This window comes from Pseudomonas jinjuensis (assembly GCF_900103845.1).
GTDB lineage: Bacteria > Pseudomonadota > Gammaproteobacteria > Pseudomonadales > Pseudomonadaceae > Pseudomonas > Pseudomonas jinjuensis.
Window position 1 is genome coordinate 1 of sequence record NZ_FNIJ01000014.1, and the last position, 19,309, is coordinate 19,309.

15 protein-coding genes are annotated in these 19,309 nt (G+C 66.6%); 6 read left to right on the plus strand and 9 right to left on the minus strand.

What is annotated here, in order from left to right:
* Nucleotides 1-433: 433 nt before the first annotated feature.
* A complete protein-coding gene (locus BLR75_RS18850; RefSeq protein ID WP_090416124.1) occupies nucleotides 434-919 on the plus strand; it encodes a glutathione peroxidase in 486 nt (161 codons plus the stop codon).
* A complete protein-coding gene (locus BLR75_RS18855; protein ID WP_084312117.1) occupies nucleotides 916-1,410 on the plus strand; it encodes a MarR family winged helix-turn-helix transcriptional regulator in 495 nt (164 codons plus the stop codon). The genes BLR75_RS18850 and BLR75_RS18855 overlap by 4 nt, the downstream gene beginning before the upstream one ends.
* Here BLR75_RS18855 and BLR75_RS18860 read toward each other — a convergent pair.
* The gene (locus tag BLR75_RS18860) at nucleotides 1,400-3,718 is read right to left on the minus strand and encodes a hybrid sensor histidine kinase/response regulator (RefSeq protein WP_084312119.1); all 2,319 of its coding nucleotides are present in this window, start codon (nucleotides 3,716-3,718) and stop codon (nucleotides 1,400-1,402) included. The two genes, BLR75_RS18855 and BLR75_RS18860, sit on opposite strands and share 11 nt — an antisense overlap.
* Nucleotides 3,719-3,841: 123 nt before the next feature.
* Between BLR75_RS18860 and BLR75_RS18865 the strand changes: the two genes are divergently transcribed.
* Together BLR75_RS18865 and BLR75_RS18870 are read left to right on the plus strand one after the other, a co-directional pair.
* A complete protein-coding gene (locus BLR75_RS18865) occupies nucleotides 3,842-4,735 on the plus strand; it encodes an ATP-binding protein (RefSeq protein ID WP_084312121.1) in 894 nt (297 codons plus the stop codon).
* Nucleotides 4,732-5,214, plus strand: coding sequence for a GAF domain-containing protein (locus BLR75_RS18870; RefSeq protein ID WP_084312122.1), 483 nt, complete (start codon nucleotides 4,732-4,734; stop codon nucleotides 5,212-5,214). The genes BLR75_RS18865 and BLR75_RS18870 overlap by 4 nt, the downstream gene beginning before the upstream one ends.
* Before the next feature lie 181 nt (nucleotides 5,215-5,395).
* Here the strand turns inward: BLR75_RS18870 and BLR75_RS18875 are convergent, their stop codons facing one another.
* The 5 genes from BLR75_RS18875 to BLR75_RS18895 form a co-directional block, all read right to left on the minus strand.
* Nucleotides 5,396-5,731, minus strand: coding sequence for a hypothetical protein (locus BLR75_RS18875; protein ID WP_139207044.1), 336 nt, complete (start codon nucleotides 5,729-5,731; stop codon nucleotides 5,396-5,398).
* Between the two features lie 55 nt (nucleotides 5,732-5,786).
* On the minus strand, nucleotides 5,787-7,130 hold the full coding sequence (locus BLR75_RS18880) for a hypothetical protein (RefSeq protein WP_084312126.1): 1,344 nt from the start codon (nucleotides 7,128-7,130) through the stop codon (nucleotides 5,787-5,789).
* Nucleotides 7,131-7,487: 357 nt separating this feature from the next.
* Nucleotides 7,488-7,988 carry a hypothetical protein gene (locus tag BLR75_RS18885; protein ID WP_090416125.1) on the minus strand — a complete coding sequence of 167 codons (501 nt, stop codon included), beginning with the start codon at nucleotides 7,986-7,988 and terminating at the stop codon, nucleotides 7,488-7,490.
* Nucleotides 7,989-8,056: 68 nt separating this feature from the next.
* Entirely contained in the window at nucleotides 8,057-10,372 is a 2,316-nt protein-coding gene (locus tag BLR75_RS18890; protein ID WP_084312128.1) for an Ig-like domain-containing protein, read from the minus strand.
* Nucleotides 10,373-10,406: 34 nt separating this feature from the next.
* Nucleotides 10,407-11,783 carry a hypothetical protein gene (locus tag BLR75_RS18895; RefSeq protein WP_084312130.1) on the minus strand — a complete coding sequence of 459 codons (1,377 nt, stop codon included), beginning with the start codon at nucleotides 11,781-11,783 and terminating at the stop codon, nucleotides 10,407-10,409.
* Nucleotides 11,784-12,337: 554 nt separating this feature from the next.
* Here BLR75_RS18895 and BLR75_RS18905 point away from each other — a divergent pair.
* Nucleotides 12,338-13,837, plus strand: coding sequence for a sensor histidine kinase (locus BLR75_RS18905; protein WP_084312134.1), 1,500 nt, complete (start codon nucleotides 12,338-12,340; stop codon nucleotides 13,835-13,837).
* Nucleotides 13,812-15,245 (plus strand): sigma-54-dependent transcriptional regulator, encoded by a 1,434-nt coding sequence (locus BLR75_RS18910; protein WP_084312136.1) that lies wholly within the window; start codon nucleotides 13,812-13,814, stop codon nucleotides 15,243-15,245. Before BLR75_RS18905 ends, BLR75_RS18910 begins: the two co-directional genes overlap by 26 nt.
* A 274-nt stretch (nucleotides 15,246-15,519) precedes the next feature.
* Here BLR75_RS18910 and lysA read toward each other — a convergent pair whose 3' ends face one another.
* The 3 genes from lysA to BLR75_RS18925 form a co-directional block, all read right to left on the minus strand.
* Nucleotides 15,520-16,764, minus strand: a complete 1,245-nt coding sequence (gene lysA, locus BLR75_RS18915; protein WP_084312138.1) for a diaminopimelate decarboxylase — start codon at nucleotides 16,762-16,764, stop codon at nucleotides 15,520-15,522.
* Nucleotides 16,765-16,844: 80 nt separating this feature from the next.
* Nucleotides 16,845-17,777 carry a LysR family transcriptional regulator gene (locus BLR75_RS18920; RefSeq protein ID WP_084312413.1) on the minus strand — a complete coding sequence of 311 codons (933 nt, stop codon included), beginning with the start codon at nucleotides 17,775-17,777 and terminating at the stop codon, nucleotides 16,845-16,847.
* A gap of 203 nt (nucleotides 17,778-17,980) precedes the next feature.
* Entirely contained in the window at nucleotides 17,981-19,291 is a 1,311-nt protein-coding gene (locus tag BLR75_RS18925) for an NAD(P)/FAD-dependent oxidoreductase (RefSeq protein ID WP_084312140.1), read from the minus strand.
* Nucleotides 19,292-19,309 lie beyond the last annotated feature (18 nt).

Consider the following 19,309-nt stretch of genomic DNA (forward strand, 5'->3'; position numbering starts at 1 on the left):
AGCTTGCTGGCGATCCGAGGTATCAGCCGGCAACGCTGTGCACAGGGAAACCAATTGATCGCCAGCAAGCTGGCTCCTACGAAAACAGAGCCGTACCCCGACCGGTAGAAGCGCGCCATGCGCGCGATTCGCGGGCATGGCCCGCTCCTACACGGCCCATTGGATCCCCGCGTTCGCGAGGACGACGGGGGTTGGGAGTCGCACGGAGTTACCCGAGAAATCCGTCATTACTCGCTGCGCTCGCCCTTCGGGCCGCACTGAAGTGCGTTCAGCGCAAGCGCTGTCCCGCGGACGCGGGAAACCAGAAGACAGTTGCTCCTACAGGCTGCGCCGGCGTGCTCATTCCTGCAGGGTGATTCGCGATCAATTGAATTGTGTGCAATTGAATTGATCGCTATTCTTCGAATCCCACTTTCCGCCGGAGCCGTGTCCCATGAGCGATGCACTGCTGAACATTCCCTGCACCACCATCAAGGGCGAGCAGAAAACCCTCGCCGATTTCGGCGCCAAGGCCCTGCTGGTGGTAAACACCGCCAGCCAGTGCGGCTTCACCCCGCAGTACAAGGGTCTGGAAAGCATCTGGCGCAAGTACAGGGACCAGGGGCTGGTGGTGCTCGGCTTCCCCTGCAACCAGTTCGGCAAGCAGGAGCCGGGCAACGAGAAGGAAATCTCGCAGTTCTGCGAGCTCAACTTCGGCGTCAGCTTCCCGCTGTTCCGCAAGATCGAGGTCAACGGCGACAACGCCCATCCGCTCTATGTGCAGCTGAAGAAGCGCGCCCCCGGGGCGCTGGGCAGCCAGCGCATCAAGTGGAACTTCACCAAGTTCCTGATCGGCGAGGACGGCACGGTGGTCAAGCGCTTCGCCCCGCTGACCAAGCCGGAACACATGATCTCGGAGATCGAAGCGCTGCTGAAATGAACCAGGAGCCCCGCCAACTGCCCGCCGAGCCGACGCTGCTGCTGGACGACCAGCTGTGCTTCCGTCTCTACGCCGCGTCGCGGGCGGTCATCCGTGGCTACCGGCCGATGCTCGATGCGCTCGGCCTGACCTACCCGCAGTACCTGGCGATGCTGGTGCTCTGGGAGTGGCAGGCGCAGCCGCCGGAGCAGCCGACGGTGAAGGCGCTGGGCGAGCGGCTGATGCTCGATTCCGGCACCCTCACGCCCTTGCTCAAGCGCCTGGAACAGCTTGGCCTGGTGACGCGCCGCCGTGCCCGCCATGACGAGCGGGAAGTGCACCTGTGCCTGACGCCGGCCGGCCAGGCGCTGCGCGAACAGGCGCTGCCGCTGCGTGAGCGCCTGCTCTGCGAGAGCGGGCTGGACGCCTCCGCCCTCGGCGAGTTGCACGAGCGGCTGGGTGCCCTGCTGGAGCAGTTGCTGGCGCTGGACGGCGGCGCGCTCAGCCGCTGACCTTGCGCGCTGCCCAGCGGTCGAGGAGGGCGACCAGTTCGTCGCGGTGGAACGGCTTGGCGAGGAAGTCGTCCATGCCCGCCGCCCGGCAGCGCTCGCGCTCCTCGGGCAGGACGTTGGCGGTCAGGGCGATGATCGGCAGGTCCGGCCAGCGGCAGCTGGCGCGAATCCGCCGGGTGGTTTCGTAGCCGTCGAGGACCGGCATGTTGCAGTCCATCAGCAGCAGGTCGATCGGCTGTTCGGCGAGAATTTCCAGCGCCCGTTCGCCGTTGCCGGCGATGTGCACCTGGCAGCCGAGCTTCTGCAGCATGCCCCTGGCCACCAGTTGGTTGACCGGATTGTCCTCCGCCAGCAGCACCCGGGCGACATGCTGCCGTGGCTGCGGCGGCGGGCTGGCGGGTCGCGGCGCGGGGCGTATCGCCAGCGCTTCCTGCAGCGCCTGGTAGAGCTTGGTCCGGCTCAGCGGCCGCGCCAGTTGCCAGAGCGGCGCCAGCTGCCGGGCCTGCTCCGGTTCGAGGAAGCTGCCATAGGCCGCCACCAGCAGTGCCGGCGTGGCGCCGTGCCGGCGCAATCCGGCCAGGCATTGCGGCTGGTCGGAGAGCGCCACGTCCAGCTCGCCGGGATCCGGGCTGTCGCCGATATCCAGGCGCCGATAGTCGAGGCCCCAGCAGGGTGCCCAGGTTGCCAGCAGCTCGGCCAGGCCGCTGTCCGCGGCGCACTGGGCGACCAGACGGCCGCCGAGCGGTTCCGCCACGGCTGCGGGAGCGAGGCTTTCCAGCGGCAGGCCGACGCTGAATTCGCTGCCCCGGCCGGGCTGGGACTCGACCTTCAGCTCGCCCTGCATGACTTCGCAGAGCTTGCGCGTGAGCGCCAGGCCCAGCCCTGTTCCGCCGAACTGCCGGGTGATCCCGGCGTCGGCCTGGGCGAACGGCTGGAAGATGCGCTGGCGGGATTCCTCGGGAATGCCGATGCCGGTGTCGCGGACGCTGATGCGCACGCTACCGGCCGCCGGCTCGACGCGTACGTCCACCCGGCCCGCGCGGGTGAACTTGAGGGCATTGGACAACAGGTTGCTGACCACCTGGCGCACCCGGGTCGGATCGCCGGCCACCTGTGCCGGCAGCCGCGGGCTGACCAGGCAGGTCAGCTCCACTCCCGGCGCGGCGTTCTGCGACAGCAGGCTGGCGGTGTCCTCGATCAGCGTGCCGAGGTCGAAGGGAATCTTCTCCAGCTCGAACTGGCCGGCTTCGAATTTCGACAGGTCGAGCACATCGTTGAGCAGCTTGACCAGCACCTTGCCCGAGTCGTGGGCGATGGACAGCTGCTGGCGCTGTTCCGGGCCCAGCGGGCCGTCGAGGGCGAGGCCGAGCATGCCGAGCAGGCCGTTGAGCGGCGTGCGGATCTCGTGGCTCATGCTGGCGAGGAAGGTGGCGCGGGTCTGCGCCATGTCCAGCGCGGTCCGGCGCGCCTGGTCGAGGTCCCGGTTGGACTGCAGCAGGCGGGTGTTGGCCGCCTTCAGCTCGGCGGTGCGCGCGGCGACGATGTTTTCCAGCTCCTCCAGGTACTGGGTCAGGCGGTCTTCGGCCTCGCGCCGCTGCTGCATCTCCATGGCGATGCGGCTGAGTTGGTGGTTGGTGACCTCGGTCAGCACGCCGATCTCGTCATGCTCGTGGCCGCGCGGGCAGGGCAGGGCGTTGCGCGAGGGCGAGCGCGGGTCCTGCCGGCTGAGCGAGTCGATCAGGCTCACCAGCGGCTTGGTCAGCAGGATGTAGAACAGCACCAGCAGGATCAGCGAGAGCAGCAGGCTGCGCACGACGCCGGAGATGAAGGTCATGCCGGCGCGACGGAGGAAGTCGTTGCCGAAGACGAAGGTGTCGATCTTCAGGCGCAGGGTGCCCAGCGCCTCGCCGGTGGCGTGCTCCAGGTACAGCGGTTCCTCGTAGACGCGCATGTGGCCGAACAGGAAGTCGCTGACGCCGCGCAGGTTGCTCTCGTTGCTGCCGCGGCTGGCGTTGGCGAGGACGGTGCCGGCGTTGTCGACGATTTCCGCGTTGATCACCGCCGGCGAGCGCAGCAGGCCGGCCACCAGTTCCCGCGCCAGTTCGGTGTCGATGTTGTAGGCGATGCGTGCCGCCGGGTTGTGGCTGACATCCAGCAGCGCGCGTACTTCGCGGTTGATGGAGGCGTCCTGGCTGGCATAATCGACGCCCACCTGGATGACGCTGAGCAGCGTGCCCAGGATGAACGCCACCAGTACGGTAAGACCCGCCTGCTTGAACGAGAGGCGGTGGGTGAGCGCTATATCCATGGGGACGGGGCGTCGTCTCGGGGCGGCCTGAAGTGCCGCGTAGCATAGCCCATACCGACCGCCTGTCGGCAGCCGCCGGGACCTTCCCCGGCGGCCGAAACTTTCTGATTTCTGGAGAGCACCGTGGATTCCCGTCTGAACGATTTTCTCGCCCGCGCCGAAGGCGTGCTGGCGCGCCTGGAACCTCTGCTGCCGGCGCCCCGCGCGCCCATCGACTGGGACCAGTCGCTGGCGGCGCGCTGGCACCGCGACGGGCGCAGCGGTTACCTGCAGGTGGTGGATGTGAACCTCGACCTGCGCCTGGACGACCTGCTCGGCGTCGACCGCCAGCGCGAGCAGCTGACCCGCAACACCCGCCAGTTCGTCGCCGGCCAGCCGGCCAACCACGCGCTGCTGTGGGGCGCCCGCGGGACCGGCAAGTCCTCGCTGGTGCGCGCGCTGCTCGCCGAACTGGCGAGCGTCGGCCTGCGCCTGATCGAGATCGAGCGCGATCACCTGGCCGACCTGCCGCGGGTGGTCGAACAGTTGCGCGGTCTGCCGCAGCGCTTCGTGCTGTTCTGCGACGACCTTTCCTTCAGCGCCGGCGAGGACGACTACCGGGTGCTGAAGAGCGTGCTGGACGGCTCGCTGGAACAGGCGCCGGACAACGTCCTGCTCTACGCCACCTCCAACCGCCGCCACCTGGTGCCGGAGAAGGAGAGCGACAACCTCGACTGGGCGCTGGTCGACGGCGAAGTGCATCCGAGCGAGGCGGTGGAGGACAAGATCGCCCTGTCCGACCGCTTCGGCCTGTGGCTGTCCTTCTATCCCTTCACCCAGGAGCATTTCCTCGACGTCGTGCGCCACTGGGTCGAGGTGCTGGCGGCGAAGAACGGGCTGGCCTGGAACTGGAGCGAGGAGCTGGAGAAGGAGGCGATCCGCTGGGCCTCGCAGCGCGGCAACCGCAACGGCCGCTGCGCCTACCAGTTCGCCCGCCAGTGGGTCGGCCGCCAGTTGCTGGAGGGAGCGCAGGCATGATCGATCTGGACAAGGCCGGCGAAGGCCTGGACGGCTACGGGCTGCTGGCGGCGCAGGTGGAGGCGCTGTTCGCCGACGAGCGCGACTTCATCGCCAACGCGGCGCAGTTCTCCGCCTTCCTTTATCACGAGCTGGGCGACCTGAACTGGGCCGGCTTCTATCTCAACCGCGACGAGGAGTTGGTGCTCGGGCCGTTCCAGGGCAAGGTCGCCTGCGTGCGCATTCCCTTCGCCAGGGGCGTGTGCGGCGCCGCGGCACGTACCCGGGAGACCCAGCGGGTCGAGGACGTGCACGCCTTCCCCGGACATATCGCCTGCGATAGCGCCTCCAGCAGCGAGCTGGTGGTGCCGCTGGTGAAGGAGGGCCGGCTGATCGGCGTGCTGGACCTGGATAGCCCGCGCACCGGACGCTTCAGCGCGGAGGACCAGGCGGGTGTCGAGCGGCTGGTGGAGATTTTCCTGCGCCTGACCGATTGCTGATTTATTGGCGTCGGCGGGACCCGGAGGACATCCTCCGTAGGAGCGGGCCATGCCCGCGACCGGTCGCGCCCAGGTGCGCTCCTACACGGGGCAACCACCATCGTTCCCACGTTCCTGCGTGGGAATGCCGCTCTCGACGCTCCCGCGTTCCTGAAGTGGGAACCATGAAATGGTCCCCCCCTCAGAGCCGATGCAACGTCCGCTCGATCGGCTCCTGCTCGACCCCATCCACCCACCACCTCAACCTCGCGCGGATTTCCTCGCTGTTGCCGGCGCCGACCTGCAGGCGCACCGGGCAATGCCGCTCCTGCGCGGCGGTCAGGCCGCCGCTCTGGCGTGATCGGGCGCGGCCGCCCTGGCCGCGGGATTCGAGGTTCAGGTCGAAGCGCACCTGCTGGCCGTCGCCCTGGAAGCACAGGCGCACGGCGAGGCCGCCGGCGTCGGTCGGCTGCAGGTCGAGGCTGGGGCTGACCGGAACCAGGCCGGCCAGGAGCAATGCGGGGAAAAGATTGGACATGGTGAAAAAAATACCGCTGCCGCCGGGGGTGTGGCGACAGCGGCAAAAGGGGGAATTACTGCTGGGTAACCACGGCGATGTTGGAATTACCCGATTGCTGGATATTGGCCACGCCATTGGCTCCGCTCTGGTCGACCCTCGCGCTGTTGAGGGAACCGCTCTGCAGCACGTAGGCCAGGTTGGTGATGCCGGACTGGGTGATGTCCGCGGTGTTTTCGGTGCCGTAGCTTCCGCCCATGGCGATGTTGTCGCTGCCGCTCTGGGTGGCGACGAGGATGTTGTCGCTGCCGTTCTGCTCGAAATACAGCTCGTTGTTCGAGTCGGCCTGGCTGACGGTGGCATCGTTGAAGTCGCCGACCTGGCTCAGCTCGGCGGTCTGGCCGATACCCTTCTGGGTCAGGTTGGCGATGTTGTCGTTGCCTTCCTGGCCGATGGCCGCGCTATGTCCTTCGCCGAACTGGCCGCCTTCGCGGAAATCGCCGGAGAGGTTGGTGCCGTCCCAGTTGCTCATGTCCACCTTGTTGCGGTCGCCGACGGTGGTGATGGTCAGGCTGTGGCCGGTACCCTCCTGGTAGGTCAGGTGGCGGTTGTCGTCGCCCTGGACCGCCAGGTTCAGGCTGGCGCTGGAGCTGTTGAACTGGTCGGCGTAGGCGGCGTTGTTGGCGCCGGTCTGGGCTATCGACACGCTGTTGTCCGCGCCGGTGCCGTCCAGGCTGGTCTGGTCGACGCCGACGAACTGCCAGGTACCCGACTGGACGACCATGATGTCGCTGCCGAACTGGCTGTCCTGGTAGGTCTGCACGTAGTTGAGGTCGCCGCCCTGGTACACGGTGGTGTGACTGTCGCTGCCGGTGGCCTGCCAGACGTTCGCCTCGTTGACGGTGTCGGCCTGGTAGATGGAGGCCGTGCTGTCGGTTTGCTCGACCTGGTCGATCGCCGCCGAGTTGCCGTCGCCCGTCTGTTCGATGGTGGCCGTGTTGCCGCCGCCGAGGAAGTCCTGGCCGATCCAGGCGTAGTGATTGATGCCGGACTGGTTGGTGAACGCCTTGCTGCCGGTCTGGTCGGTCTGGAACACGTAGGAGCCGTTGAATTCGTCGGCCTGGGTCTGCTGGATCAGGTTGCCGCTGCCGAACGACTGGCTGCCGAGCATGTCCTGGTACTGACCGGTCTGGGTCTGGTTGATGGTGCTGGCGTTTTCCAGCGACTGGTCGGCATAGGCGCCGAGCAGGGTGCCGTTCTGGTTCTGGTTGATGGTGCTGTCGCCGGTGTTCAGCGACTGGAAGGTTTCGGCATTGTTCTCGTCGCCGACCTGGAGCTGGTTGGTCACGCTGTCCGCGGCCATGACATTCGTTGCTGCCACGAACAGTACTGCCGATGCGAGGGGGGTAAGCTTGAACATGATGTTGCCTCCTGGATGCACGTGTCCTGGGCGGCCTGCTCGTGCAGGCCTCCATTGCGTTGGCTTGGCGAATTTCAATGCGCAGGCCGGGGCTTGCGCTGGCGCCGGAAGGGTCGCCCGGGTGGTCTGTGGCGGGCTTCTCCCCGGCTGCCGTTGTGGCTGATCCGGATGCGGTTCGGCGAACCGCGCGTCATTTCGTTCGCTTGCTTCCTGCCTTGTCCCTCCCTGCTGGCGATGGCCATCCTGTCGGCGCCTTCCTGGTGAATGACGGCCTCCTGATTACTGCAGCTAGGGGCGTGAGCTTGAACATTTCGATGCCTCCGGGATGCACTCCCTCGTATGTCGGCAGACGATGTCTCATTGGCGTTGGCGGATCTCTATGCGCATGCCACTGCCGACCTGGCTTACGCTGGCTGCCAGCCCTTGCCCCGCCTGCTCGATGAGGGCGTAGTTCTGGTAGCCGTTCTGGCTGATCTGGGCGCGGTTGTTGGCGCCCCGTTGCACGATGTTCGCCTGGTTGCCATCCCCCTCCTGACTGATGAAGGCGATCTGGTTGATGCCTTCCTGGAGGATGAAAGCCTCCTGGTTGCTGCCCGCCTGTACGATCTGGCCGAGCAGCGAACTTCCCTGCTGTCCGATCACGGCGACATTCGCCTGCCCGGTCTGGCCGATGTTCGCCTGTTGTCCATCCGCCACCCGCGCCGGTACCAGCAGCACGACGTCGTCCAGTTCGCCGAAGCTCGCCAGGTCGCCGTTGTCCATCAGGTCATCGGCCATCGCCCAGGGGCTGAGGAGGCCGAACAGCAGACTGAAGGTCAGTCGTGCGATGAGTCGAATAGCCTGTGCCGGATACTGCATATCGGGGGGCCTTGTCCGTTGCCCTTCGTCACCCCCGCCTCCCCGGAGGGAGGCGGGGCACCGCGTCATTACCGGGTCTGTACCACTGGTACGGTGCGCTCCGTGCCGAACGACGAGCGGATGGTCGCTGTCGGGTTCGCGGCGGGCGCGATGTTGCTGTTGTTCAGGGTGAACCGCCACCGGCCGTTGGCCGCCACCGGCGCCGTGCCCAGGGTCACGGTGCCGGTACTGCTGGTCACCTGGATGGTCACGGTGTTGGCGTTGGTCAGGTTCGAGGTGCCGTCCAGGCTCCAGGTCCAGCGGTTGTTCGAGCGGGCCTGGAGTTCAGCGTTGGCGACGGTGAGGTTCTCGTTGGCCACCGGCCGCTGCTGCACGGTCACCGTGACGCTGCCGGGGGTCACCGAAACCGCACCCAGGGAGTCCCGCACCAGGTAGGTGAAGGTCGGGGTGATGGTGCCGGTGAAGTTGGCCGGAGGCGTGTAGGTGACGGTGCCGTCGGCGTTCGCTGCGACAGTGCCCTGGCCCGTGGCGGGCTGGGTGACGCTGGCGATGGCGAGCGGCAGGTTGTTTTCCGGATCGGCGTCGTTGGCCAGCACGGCGATGGTGACCGGCACGCCCAGGGTGAGGGCGGTGTCGTTCACTGCCACCGGCGGCTGGTTCGGACTGACGCTGACGGTGACCGTCACCGGGTCCGAGGCGAGCCCCTTGCTGTCCTTGGCCTTGTAGGTGAACACCGCTTCCAGCGGCACGTTGGTGGCCGGCGGCGTGTACACCAGGCTGGTGGTGCCGTTGAGCGCCACGGTGCCCTGGCCGGCTGCCGGCGGCACGAAGCTGTCGATGGCCAGCGGGGTGTCGTCGTCCGGGTCGCTGTCGTTGGCCAGCACGTTGATGGTGACCGGCACGCCGGAGCTGGTGCTGGCGACGTCGGCCACTGCGAGCGGCTTCTGGTTGTCGGCCGGAGCTTCGGCGGCACCAGCCACCACCACCGGTTCGCTGTCCGAACCGCCGGCAGCCGATTTCACCACGATGCTTTCCGGCGGCTGGGGCACGTCGTTCACCACCAGGGTTCCGTTGCCGGGCAGCGGGCCGAAGCCCTGGGCGACGAGCGAGGGATTGGTGACCTTGTCGCTGGAGCTGGCGGTGATGGTCAGCCGGTGGTTGGCCCAGTCGTAGCTCGCCGTGCTGATCTTCACCACGTCGACCGGCGTGCGCGAGACCGTGGTCGGCTTGTTCGCTCCGCCCGTTTCGCTGGCGGTCATCACCACGACTTCCGGCGGGGCACCGGCGGTGGTGAAGGTGGTGTAGAAGTAGCCGTTGTTGTCCGGCGTCAGGTTCGCGCCCGGCAGGCACGGCCCCGGCGGGGTGCCGACCAGGGTCAGGCTGAGGCGGTAGCACACGCTCGATGCGGCCGGTTCCGGCAACTGGGTCGTCGGGTTGGTGCGCAGCGAGTTGGCGAACACTTCCACGCGCGAGCCGCTGCCGTCACGCTGGTAGGTGACGCGCTCGACCTCGACCGGGGTTTGCGTGCGGTTGTCGTAGATCTTCCCGGAGAGGGCGAACAGGTCGGTGCGCAGCGTGCCTCCCGGACCGGAAATCTCCAGGTAGTTCTGCGGATTGCCCTGGGGGTCGAGGATCGGACTGCCCTTCACCTGTTCCTCGATGTTCGGGTCGCCGATGAACTGCTCCACCAATCCGGTTTCCGGGTTGGTCTCGGTGTAGTAGCGCGTCACTTCCTGGCCGGCTTCGTCGAGCACGACGTTGGGAGCGCTGGCACTGTAGAGGAACGGGCCGAGAGCTCCGTTCAGGGCACCGGTGTAGTTGAGGGTGGCGATGCCGACGTCGCTGGTGTCGTTGATCGCCCGCCGGCCGGTGCCGGCGACGGCGTAGACGTTGGTGCCGTAGGGATGGCGGACGGTATACATGCCGGGGGTCGGCACCGAGGCGCGAATACGGATGCGGGCGAAGTTGTGCTGCTCGCCGTCGATGATCTCCCCTTCGCCGGCAACCGCTTCCAGCGCGGCGACATACTGCTCGATACCCAAGGTGTCGCGGTCGCCGAGGCTGGCATCGGCAGTGAACCAGAAGCTCTCGCCCGGCCAGTTGTTGGGGAAGATGATGGGTTCGAGCGGGTTGAAGCCGCCTTCCGCGGGAATGGTGCACATGTGCCCGGGCGCAGCCGCGGTGCCCGGAGCGCGGGAACTGACTGCCTTGGACAGGCAGAGCTCCAGCGTCACCCCGTTGAAGTCCTGGTACCACATGGGGAACCGGCCGGTGGCGAGGGTGTAGGGACCGCGGTCGAAATCCTGCAGTGCAGCGTGCGCACCGCCCGCCATGGCTATGGACAGGCCCAGCGCGTTGAACATGAAACTTGGCAACTTGTTCATGATGCCTCCTGGCTCTTGAACCGAATTCGAACGGTCACTGGACGATGACCACTTCTTCTGTATCGCTGCCGCCGTTCGCCGAGGTCACCCGGACGCTTGCCGGAGGCACTGGACCGACACCGGGCGACATGCTCTTGTCGGCGCCGCCGGCGAGTTCGCCAATCAGTGCGCCGCTCGCGCCGGCGTAGGCGGTCAGGGTCGGTGGCGCAGTGCGGTCGCTGGTCGAGGCATCGATGCTCAGCTGGCCGCTGCCGAGGCTGTATTCGGCCCGGGTGATGGTGACCAGGTCGGTCAACGGGGCCTGCACCGTGGTCGGCGGAAGAGCGGTGGGGATTGCCAGGTGGTTGTCCGCGGTTACCGGCAGGCTCACCGGCAGCGTCGGGTCGACTGCCGACTGTCCGTACCAGCTGCCGGTGGAGTTGGCTTCGGTCATGGTCACCGGCGTGCCGGCGCTGTCGAGGAAGCTGGCCGTGCCGGGAGGCGGCGGCGCCATGGCGAACACGTCCTGCTGCGCCACCACCGCGCCGTCGCTGCTGGTCCGCGAGTAGGTGGCGCGCTGGACCAGGACCGGGGCGGGGAGATCGACGCTGGAGAGCTTGCCGGAGACGGCGAACAGGTCGGTGCGCAGGTCGATGCCGTTGGGGCCCTGGATGCGCACGTAGTTGGTATTGAACGGGCTGCCGGTGACCGCTTCCTCGATGTTCGGGTCGCCGATGAACTTCTCGGCCTGCTGGGTTACCGGGTTGATCTCGGTATAGGGGCCGTTGAGGCTGCGCAGGAACGGGCCGATGTCGCCCTTCAGCGCGCCGGTGTAGTCGATCCGCGGGGTGCCGATGCCGATGTCGCGGGTCATGTTGATCGCGCGGTCGCCGCCGGTGTCGGTGAACTCTTCCGGGGTGACGTTGAAGACCTCGACCCCGTACGGGTGGGTCACGGTGTATACCCCGGCGACCGGTACGTCGACGCGGATGCGGATGCGCGCGAAGCTCACCTGGTTGCCATCGGCGACGTCGCCGTTGAAGGCCGCTTCGATGGCCGAAACGTAGCCGAGATCGATACCGCTGGCGGCATCGGTGATGGCTGCGTCCGCGGTGAACCAGAAGGTTTCGTCCGGCCAGTTGTCGGGGAAGACCATCGGCTGGGCGGGATCGAATTCACCCGGGGCGGGGTTGAGGATGCACATGTACCCGGGGGCGGCGGCCGTACCGGGAGCACGGGAGCTGAGGGCCTTGCTTTGGCAGAGGTCCAGGATTCGACCGTGCGTATCCTGATACCAGGGGGCATAGCCGCCGGTACTGAGATCTCCTTCGGCCGGGGCTGGGGCTACGGCGTAGAGTGCTGCCTGCGCCGCACCTCCACTGATTGACGCAAGCAGTATCGAGCTTGCCAGTAGGGTCAATCTGTTGTGCATGATTCAGTCCTCACGAAAAGACGCTGGCTGGGAAATCAGCTCGGTCGAACGGAGCTGATGGGATATCGGCAACAAGCGTGCCAGCACCTTGACATTGGCCTGCAGCCCATGATTCGCGCGGGTTTCAGCGGCTCTCGGGTGGTCCGGGGAACGGTGGGGGTTGGGCTGGGCACCCAGGGTTGGGGAGATTTCCGGGTGCCCCGAATGTGGGGAATGGCGGGGGTGGAAGTGGGGGTGGTGGGGGATGCGTATGCCTGCAGGGTCGTTCTTCGCGGGATCGGCGTTTTGCGCGTCCGTTGATGCATCCCACGCAGGAGCCCGGAAAGGGCGAAGTTGCCCCGGCTGCCAAAAAAATCCCCGAACGGGAGGAAATCCTTCAGAAAGTGGCAATAATCCTTGTACGAATTCTTCCGTGGAGGGCGGAAGATTGACGTCAGAATCGGTAATGCCGGCGAATTACTATCAGGACGATCCTAAGCACGATTCGTGATTTAAATTCCCACAGGCACGTGGGCTATAACCACAAAAGAAATAAAGCGGATAGGAAATCCGACATGCAGATACTGCCGTTGAAGGGCGTGCTATCTCAGGGGCAAAAAGAAAGGGAGGCAGTGCAAGAGCAAAGTCCTAACAGGCAGTTCAACCTGCTTCGGTGGTTTTCTCTCGTCAGCCTTATCATCATTGCCACTGTGACCTTTTGTCTTGGTGTCGTCTCGATCCGCTTCGTGGTCAACGAAAGCGTCGAACGGGATGCGATGCTGACGGCGCAGTTCATCCAGACGATCGCCGCCACGGAAGTGCATCACGCGAACGTCTCCACCCGCCGCACCATGGGCGAATTCCTCGATACCCGCAAACCCCTCGATCTTCCCGGCGTACCGTCCGAGGTGGCGGCGCAGGCGCGGGAAGAATTCCTCGACCATATCGGTCGTCTTCCCGACGCGCTGCTGGTGAACATCTACGCGCCGGACCGGGTGATCATCTGGTCGACCAATCCGGACCTGGTGGGCAAGGCGGTGCTCGGCGACGAGGAGCTGGAGCAGTCGTTCAGCGCCAAGGTGCGCGTCGCCTCCAGCTACCACAAGATCGACGAGGAGCGCGAGGAGCAGGAATTCCTGCACCCGCCGGAAGACCTGTTCATCGAGAACTACATCCCGCTGTTCGACGCCGACGAGGACCACGTGCTGGCCATCGTCGAGATCTACAAGGAGCCGCGCGACCTGATCGAACGGATGGAGCGCGGCTACAAGGTGATCTGGATGGCCGCGGCCCTGGGCGGCACGCTGATCTACTTCGCCCTGTTCTGGATCGTCCGCCGCGCCGCCAGGCTGCTCGATTCGCAGCAGAAGCAGCTGCTGACCAACGAGACCTACGTCATCCTCGGCGAAATGTCCTCGGCGGTGGCGCACAGCCTGCGCAACCCGCTGGCGACCATCCGTTCCAGCGCGGAACTGGCGCTGGAGCTGGTGGACAAGCCGGTGCAGAAGAACATCGGCGACATCATCAGCCAGGTCGACCGCATGTCGAAATGGGTACGCGAATTGCTGATCTCCTCGCGCCCGCTGAGCGGGGAGTCCGAGGCGGTGGACGTGGTCGGCATCGTCGACGAGGTGCTGCACTCCTACGAGCAGCAGATCAGGCAGAACGATGTCCGCATCGAGTTCGGCAACCGCCAGGCGCCTTGCGTGGTGAGCCAGCGGATGCTGCTCTCGCAGGTGCTCAACAGCCTGACTGCCAACGCCCTGGAGGCGATGTCCGGCGGCGGCACCCTGACCGTCGACATCCAGCGGGAGCCGGACGGGCAGACGCTGATGCTGAGCCTGAGCGATACCGGCAAGGGCATGACGCAGCAGCAGCAGGCAATGGTGTTCAAACCGTTCTTTACTACCAAGCAGGGCGGCCTGGGAGTTGGCCTGACGTTGGTCAAGCGGATCATGGAACGATTCGGCGGAAGGGTGAGCCTGACCAGCCGCGAACACGAGGGAACCCGTGTGAACCTGGAATTCAAGATTGCCGAGGGTGGGGAGTATGGAACACAGCATCCTGTTGGTTGAAGACGACAAACTGCTGGCGGAGAACATCCAGACCTACCTCGAGCGCAAGGACTTCGAGGTGGTCGCCTGCCATTCGGCGGAAGACGCGCTGGAGCAGCTGAAGACTTTCCGCCCCGACGTGGTCCTCACGGACAATTCCCTGCCCGGGATGAGCGGCCATGAGCTGATCCAGAAGCTCAGCGCCAGCGACCCGGCGCTCAAGCTGATCATGATGACCGGCTACGGCAACGTCGAGGATGCCGTGTCGGCGATGAAGGAGGGCGCCTTCCACTACCTGACCAAGCCGGTGGCGCTGTCCGAGCTCAAGGTGCTGCTGGAGAAGGCGCTGGCCGCCGAGCGCATGGAGCGCAAGCTGTCCTACTACCAGGAACGCGAGGCGCAATCCTCCGGCCTGCAGGCGCTGATCGGCGAATCGACGGCGATGCGCGGGCTGAAGAGCGTGATCATGCAGATCCTCGACGCCGAGCGGCGGATGACCAGCAACGACCTGCCGCCGGTGCTGATCGAGGGGGAAACCGGCACCGGCAAGGAACTGATCGCCCGCGCCCTGCATTTCGACGGCGCGCGCAGCAAGGGCCCGTTCGTCGAGGTCAACTGCGCCTCGATCCCGTCCAACCTGCTGGAAGCCGAACTGTTCGGCCACGAGAAGGGCGCCTTCACCGATGCCAAGGAACGCCGCGTCGGCCTGGTGGAAGCGGCCGACGGCGGCACCCTGTTCCTCGACGAGATCGGCGAGATGGACCTGGTGCTGCAGGCCAAGCTGCTCAAGCTGCTGGAAGACCGCACCATCCGCCGCATCGGCTCGGTGAAGGAACGCAAGGTCGACCTGCGCATCATCAGCGCCACCAACTGCAACCTCGAACAGATGGTCCAGCAGGGCAAGTTCCGCCGCGACCTGTTCTTCCGCCTGCGCATCATCGGCATCAAGGTGCCGCGCCTGTACATGCGCGGCGACGACATCCTGCTGCTGGCCCGGCATTTCCTCGGCCACCACGGCAAGCGCTACGGCAAGCCGGACCTGCGCTTCAGCCCCGAGGCCGAGGAACTGCTGCTCGGCTACAGCTGGCCGGGCAACGTGCGCGAGATGCGCAACATGCTCGAACAGACCGTGCTGCTGGCGCAGAGCAACGAGATCCAGCCGAGCCAGCTGAACATCTGCCCCGGGCTGGTGGACGAGCCGCACCGGACCGCCGACCCGCACCCCTTCGAACGCCCGGCCCACGCCGAGACGCCGATGGACATGGGCAACATGAAACTGCCGGACGTCGAGCGCGACATGGTCATCCGCATGCTCGACAAGACCGACTGGAACGTCACCAAATCCGCCCGCCTGCTCGGCCTGACCCGCGACATGCTGCGCTACAAGATCGAGAAGCTGGGGCTGGTGCGGCCGGAGCGGCAGCATTGACGGCGTAGCTGACGGGAAGGTCGCGGGCATGGCCCGCTCCTACAAAAAATCGCGGCGCCACCTGTAGGAGCGGGCCATGCCCGCGACCCAAGAGCGGGGCAACCCGCCACAGGACACCTCAGCTCTTGCGTGCAAACGGCGGATGACGCTGGCGCGTCATGCGCCCTACGGTTACCGCCGTAGGATGGGTTGAGCGAAGCGATACCCATGCAGCTGCCGTAGGAGCGGGCCATGCCCGCGACCCAGGGGCGGGTGCAACCCGCCGCAATGAACCTCAGACGCCATCCAGCTCCAGCGCCAGCAATTCCTCGACGCGCTGCCGGCGGCGGATCAGCCGTACCTCCTCGCCATCCAGCAATACCTCCGGAATCAGCGGCCGGCTGTTGTAGTTCGACGACATGGACGCGCCATAGGCGCCGGTGTCGTGGATCAGCAGCAGGTCGCCTACCTGCGCCTTGGGCAGGCTGCGCGGGATCACCCTGCCGCCTTCGCCCTGGGTGAACACGTCGCCGGATTCGCACAGCGGACCGGCCACCACGCTGTCGATGGTCTTGCGCGAGGCGGCGTCGGCGGCGAGCAGGCTGATGCCGTGGTAGCTGCCGTACATCGACGGGCGCATCAGTTCGTTGAAGCCGGCGTCGATCAGCACGAAGTGGTTGCGGCCGACATCCTTGGTCGCGCGCACCTCGCTGAGCAGGCAGCCGGCCTCGGCGACCAGGTAGCGGCCCGGCTCGATTTCCAGGTGCAGCGGGTGGCCGAGCAGTTCCTCGGCGGCCTTGCGGGTGGAATCCCACAGCTCGAAATAGTGCCCGGTATCGACTTCCGGATCGCCGTCGCGATAGGGAATCGACAGACCGCCGCCCGCCGACAGCGCGCTCAGATCATGACCTGCGGCCTTCACTTCGCGGACCAGTCCGAGCATGGCGTTGCCGACTTCGGCCAGGTGCGCGTAATCCACGCCGGAGCCGATGTGCATGTGCAGGCCGACCAGGCGCAGGCCGTGTTCGCGGATCGCCGCCAGCGCCTTGGGCAGGTCGGCGTGCCAGATGCCGTGCTTGCTGTGCTCGCCGCCGGTGTTGGTCTTGTTGCTGTGGCCGTGGCCGAAGCCGGGGTTGATGCGCAGCCACACCGCATGGCCGGGCGCCTGCTCGCCGAGCTGGTGGAGCATGTCGATGGAGCCGGCGTTGACCGGCACCTGGTGCTCGATCACCGCCGCCAGGCTGGCGCGGTCGAGCAGGTCGGCGGTGTAGACGATGTCCGCGGCGTTCTCGCGGCAGGAGTAGCCGGCGGCCAGCGCGCGCAGCAGCTCGCCCTGGGAAACCGCGTCGACCTTCACTCCCTGTTCGCGCATCAGGCGCAGGATGTGCAGGTTGGAGCAGGCCTTCTGGGCGAAGCGGATGGTGTCGAAGCGCTGCAGGCGGGCGATCTGCGCGCGGATGACGGCGGCGTCGTAGATCCACAGCGGAGTGCCGAAGCGCTGGGCGAGATCCGTGGCGCAGGGCAGGGGAAGGCTTTTCATGAATAGGCTCCAAAGCTAGATGCCGCTAGTCTAACCCGGCCGTGGAAGGAGCTGTTAATGCCTGCTCTTCCTGGGTCTATTCATATCTGATATGTGCAGGTCGCGCCCAGGACCTGCAGCCGCCCGCTCAGGGCTTCGATCTCGCCCGTCAGCGCGCCGATGAAACGCTCGCGCAGCGGCGTCTGCGGCCGGTACAGCGGCATCACCAGGTTCACTTCGAAGGGCAGCGAGAACTCCAGCGGGCGGATGTGCAGGCCCTGGCCCTGGAACAGCAGCGCAGTGATCGGATTGACGATGGCGACGCCCAGCCCGGCCTTGACCATGCTGCACACCGACACCGCGCTGTCGGTCTCGACCCGCAGGTGGCGCTCGACGCCGGCCACCTGGAACACCCCGTCGATCAGTTGCCGGTAGCGGTCGCCGGCGGCCAGGCTGACGAACGCCTCGCCGCGGAAGTGCGCCGCTGCCAGCCGCCGGTGTTGCAGCAGCGGATGCCCGTCGGCCAGCACGCAGACCTCGTCCACCCGCAGCAATGGCTGCAATTCGCAGCCGCGCGGCGCCTCGCCGTGTTCGGTTAGGCCGATGTCGTGGCGCTGGGCGCTGAGCTGTTCCTCCAGGCGCGGCGATTCCAGCGCGGCGACCTCGATGCCGATGTTCGGGTTCTCCAGGCTGAAGCGCTTGCACGCCGCCGGCAGCAGCGCCTGGGAAAAGGCCGGCAGGCAGCCGACCGAGAAGCGCCCCTCGGCGAACTGGCCGAGCGTGCCGGCGTAGGCGACGATGCGGTCCAGCCCGGTGAAGGCGCGCTCCACCTCCTCGAACAGCATCAGCGCCCGTGCCGTCGGCGCCAGCCGGCCGCGCTCGCGGCGGAACAGCTCGAAGCCGACCAGTTGCTCCAGCCGCGCCAGCTCGCGGCTGACCGTGGGCTGGCTGGTGTTCAGGTAGAGCGCGGCGCGGGTGACGCTGCCGGTGGTCATCACGGCGCGGAAGACTTCGATGTGGCGGAGGCTGATCATGGCGTCGCTCGGCGGGAAGGACGCGGGCAGGGTACGACCGGCGCTCCGGGGTAGCAAACCGTAGGAGCGGGCCATGCCCGCGACAGCGCGGTTGGTCGCGGGCATGGGCCGCTCCTGCAAGGGTTCGCGAGCAAGCTCGCTCCTACAGGAAACACGCCGCTCGGCGTAGGAGCGAGCTTGCTCGCGAAAGAATGGCGGTTCGCTCAGCGCAGCTTTTCCAGCATCTGGTAGTACCACATCCCCGCCGCCAGCATCGGGTTGCCGAACACGTCACCCAGCGGCACCTTGATGTGTTTGCACTGGGCGAAGGTGTCGAACTTCTCCAGGTCGCCTGCCATCGCCGTGGCCATGATCTCGCCCATGATGTGGGTGGTCGCCACGCCGTGGCCGGAGTAGCCCTGGCAGTACCAGACGTTGCTCGACAGCTTGCCGAGCTGCGGGATGCGGTTCATCACGATGCCCATGGCGCAGCTCCACTGGAACTCGATCTCCACGCCCTTGAGCGCCGGGAAGGTGCGCTCGATGCACGGCCGCAGTTCGCCGGCGATGTCCCGCGAATCGCGCCCGGAGTAGTTGGCGCCGCCGCCGAACAGCAGGCGGCCGTCGCCGGTCAGGCGGTAGTAGTCGAGGACGAAGCGGCAGTCGTACACGGCGAGGTCCTGCGGGTTGATCCGCTGCGCCAGCTCGCCCAGCGGCCTGGTCGTGACGATGCCGCCCATGGCCGGGAAGATCATGCCCTTGAGCTTTTTGCGTTCCAGCTTGTGGTAGACGTCGCCGGCCAGCAGCACCTGGCTGGCATTGACCCGGCCCTGCGCCGTGACCACCGCCGGGCGCTCGCCGTGGACGATGTCCAGCACCTCGGAGTGCTCGAAGATCAGCGCGCCGAGGCTGGCCGCGGCCTTCGCCTCGCCGATGCACAGGTTGAGCGGGTGCAGGTGCATGTTGCGGGTGTTCTTCAGCGCTCCGCAGTAGATGTCCGTGTCCAGGTGCGCGCGCACGCCGGCGGCGTCGAGCAGGGTGACCTGATCGCCCATGCCGCGGCGCTGGGCTTCCTCACAGGAGGCCTTCAGCTCGTCCATGTGCGTCGGCTTCATCGCCGCGTGCAGGTGGCCGAACTTCAGGTCGCAGCGGATGCCGTATTTCTCCACGCGATTCCTGATGATGTCGTGCCCGCGCCAGCGCAGCTGCCAGATGAAGTCGTCGACGTCATCGCCCAGCCACTGGCTCATCTGCTTGCGCATGGCGCTGTCGCCGGAAAGGCTGCCGGTGACCTGGCCGCCGTTGCGCCCGCTGGCGCCCCAGCCGACCTTGTTGGTCTCGACGATCGCGACCTTGTAGCCGCGCTCGGCCAGCTCGACCGCCGTGGCGACGCCGGTGAAGCCGCCGCCGATGATGGCGATGTCGACGTTCACCTCGCCCTGCAGGGTGGGGTAGCTGGTTTCCTCGTTGAGGCTGGCGGAGTAGTAGGAGGGCGCACGCTCGGGGGCGGGCACGGGTTTGAGTGGGGCGTTCATTCTTTGTTGTCCTGTTAC

Excerpts from the sequence above, each read along its gene's own strand:
- BLR75_RS18895 (WP_084312130.1), bottom strand. The coding sequence starts at position 11,783 with ATGCACAACAGATTGACCCTACTGGCAAGCTCGATACTGCTTGCGTCA.
- lysA (WP_084312138.1), bottom strand. The coding sequence starts at position 16,764 with ATGAAAAGCCTTCCCCTGCCCTGCGCCACGGATCTCGCCCAGCGCTTC.
- BLR75_RS18920 (WP_084312413.1), bottom strand. The coding sequence starts at position 17,777 with ATGATCAGCCTCCGCCACATCGAAGTCTTCCGCGCCGTGATGACCACC.
- BLR75_RS18875 (WP_139207044.1), bottom strand. The coding sequence starts at position 5,731 with ATGTCCAATCTTTTCCCCGCATTGCTCCTGGCCGGCCTGGTTCCGGTC.
- BLR75_RS18855 (WP_084312117.1), top strand. The coding sequence starts at position 916 with ATGAACCAGGAGCCCCGCCAACTGCCCGCCGAGCCGACGCTGCTGCTG.
- BLR75_RS18925 (WP_084312140.1), bottom strand. The coding sequence starts at position 19,291 with ATGAACGCCCCACTCAAACCCGTGCCCGCCCCCGAGCGTGCGCCCTCC.
- BLR75_RS18870 (WP_084312122.1), top strand. The coding sequence starts at position 4,732 with ATGATCGATCTGGACAAGGCCGGCGAAGGCCTGGACGGCTACGGGCTG.
- BLR75_RS18880 (WP_084312126.1), bottom strand. The coding sequence starts at position 7,130 with ATGTTCAAGCTTACCCCCCTCGCATCGGCAGTACTGTTCGTGGCAGCA.
- BLR75_RS18850 (WP_090416124.1), top strand. The coding sequence starts at position 434 with ATGAGCGATGCACTGCTGAACATTCCCTGCACCACCATCAAGGGCGAG.
- BLR75_RS18905 (WP_084312134.1), top strand. The coding sequence starts at position 12,338 with ATGCAGATACTGCCGTTGAAGGGCGTGCTATCTCAGGGGCAAAAAGAA.
- BLR75_RS18885 (WP_090416125.1), bottom strand. The coding sequence starts at position 7,988 with ATGCAGTATCCGGCACAGGCTATTCGACTCATCGCACGACTGACCTTC.
- BLR75_RS18890 (WP_084312128.1), bottom strand. The coding sequence starts at position 10,372 with ATGAACAAGTTGCCAAGTTTCATGTTCAACGCGCTGGGCCTGTCCATA.
- BLR75_RS18860 (WP_084312119.1), bottom strand. The coding sequence starts at position 3,718 with ATGGATATAGCGCTCACCCACCGCCTCTCGTTCAAGCAGGCGGGTCTT.
- BLR75_RS18910 (WP_084312136.1), top strand. The coding sequence starts at position 13,812 with ATGGAACACAGCATCCTGTTGGTTGAAGACGACAAACTGCTGGCGGAG.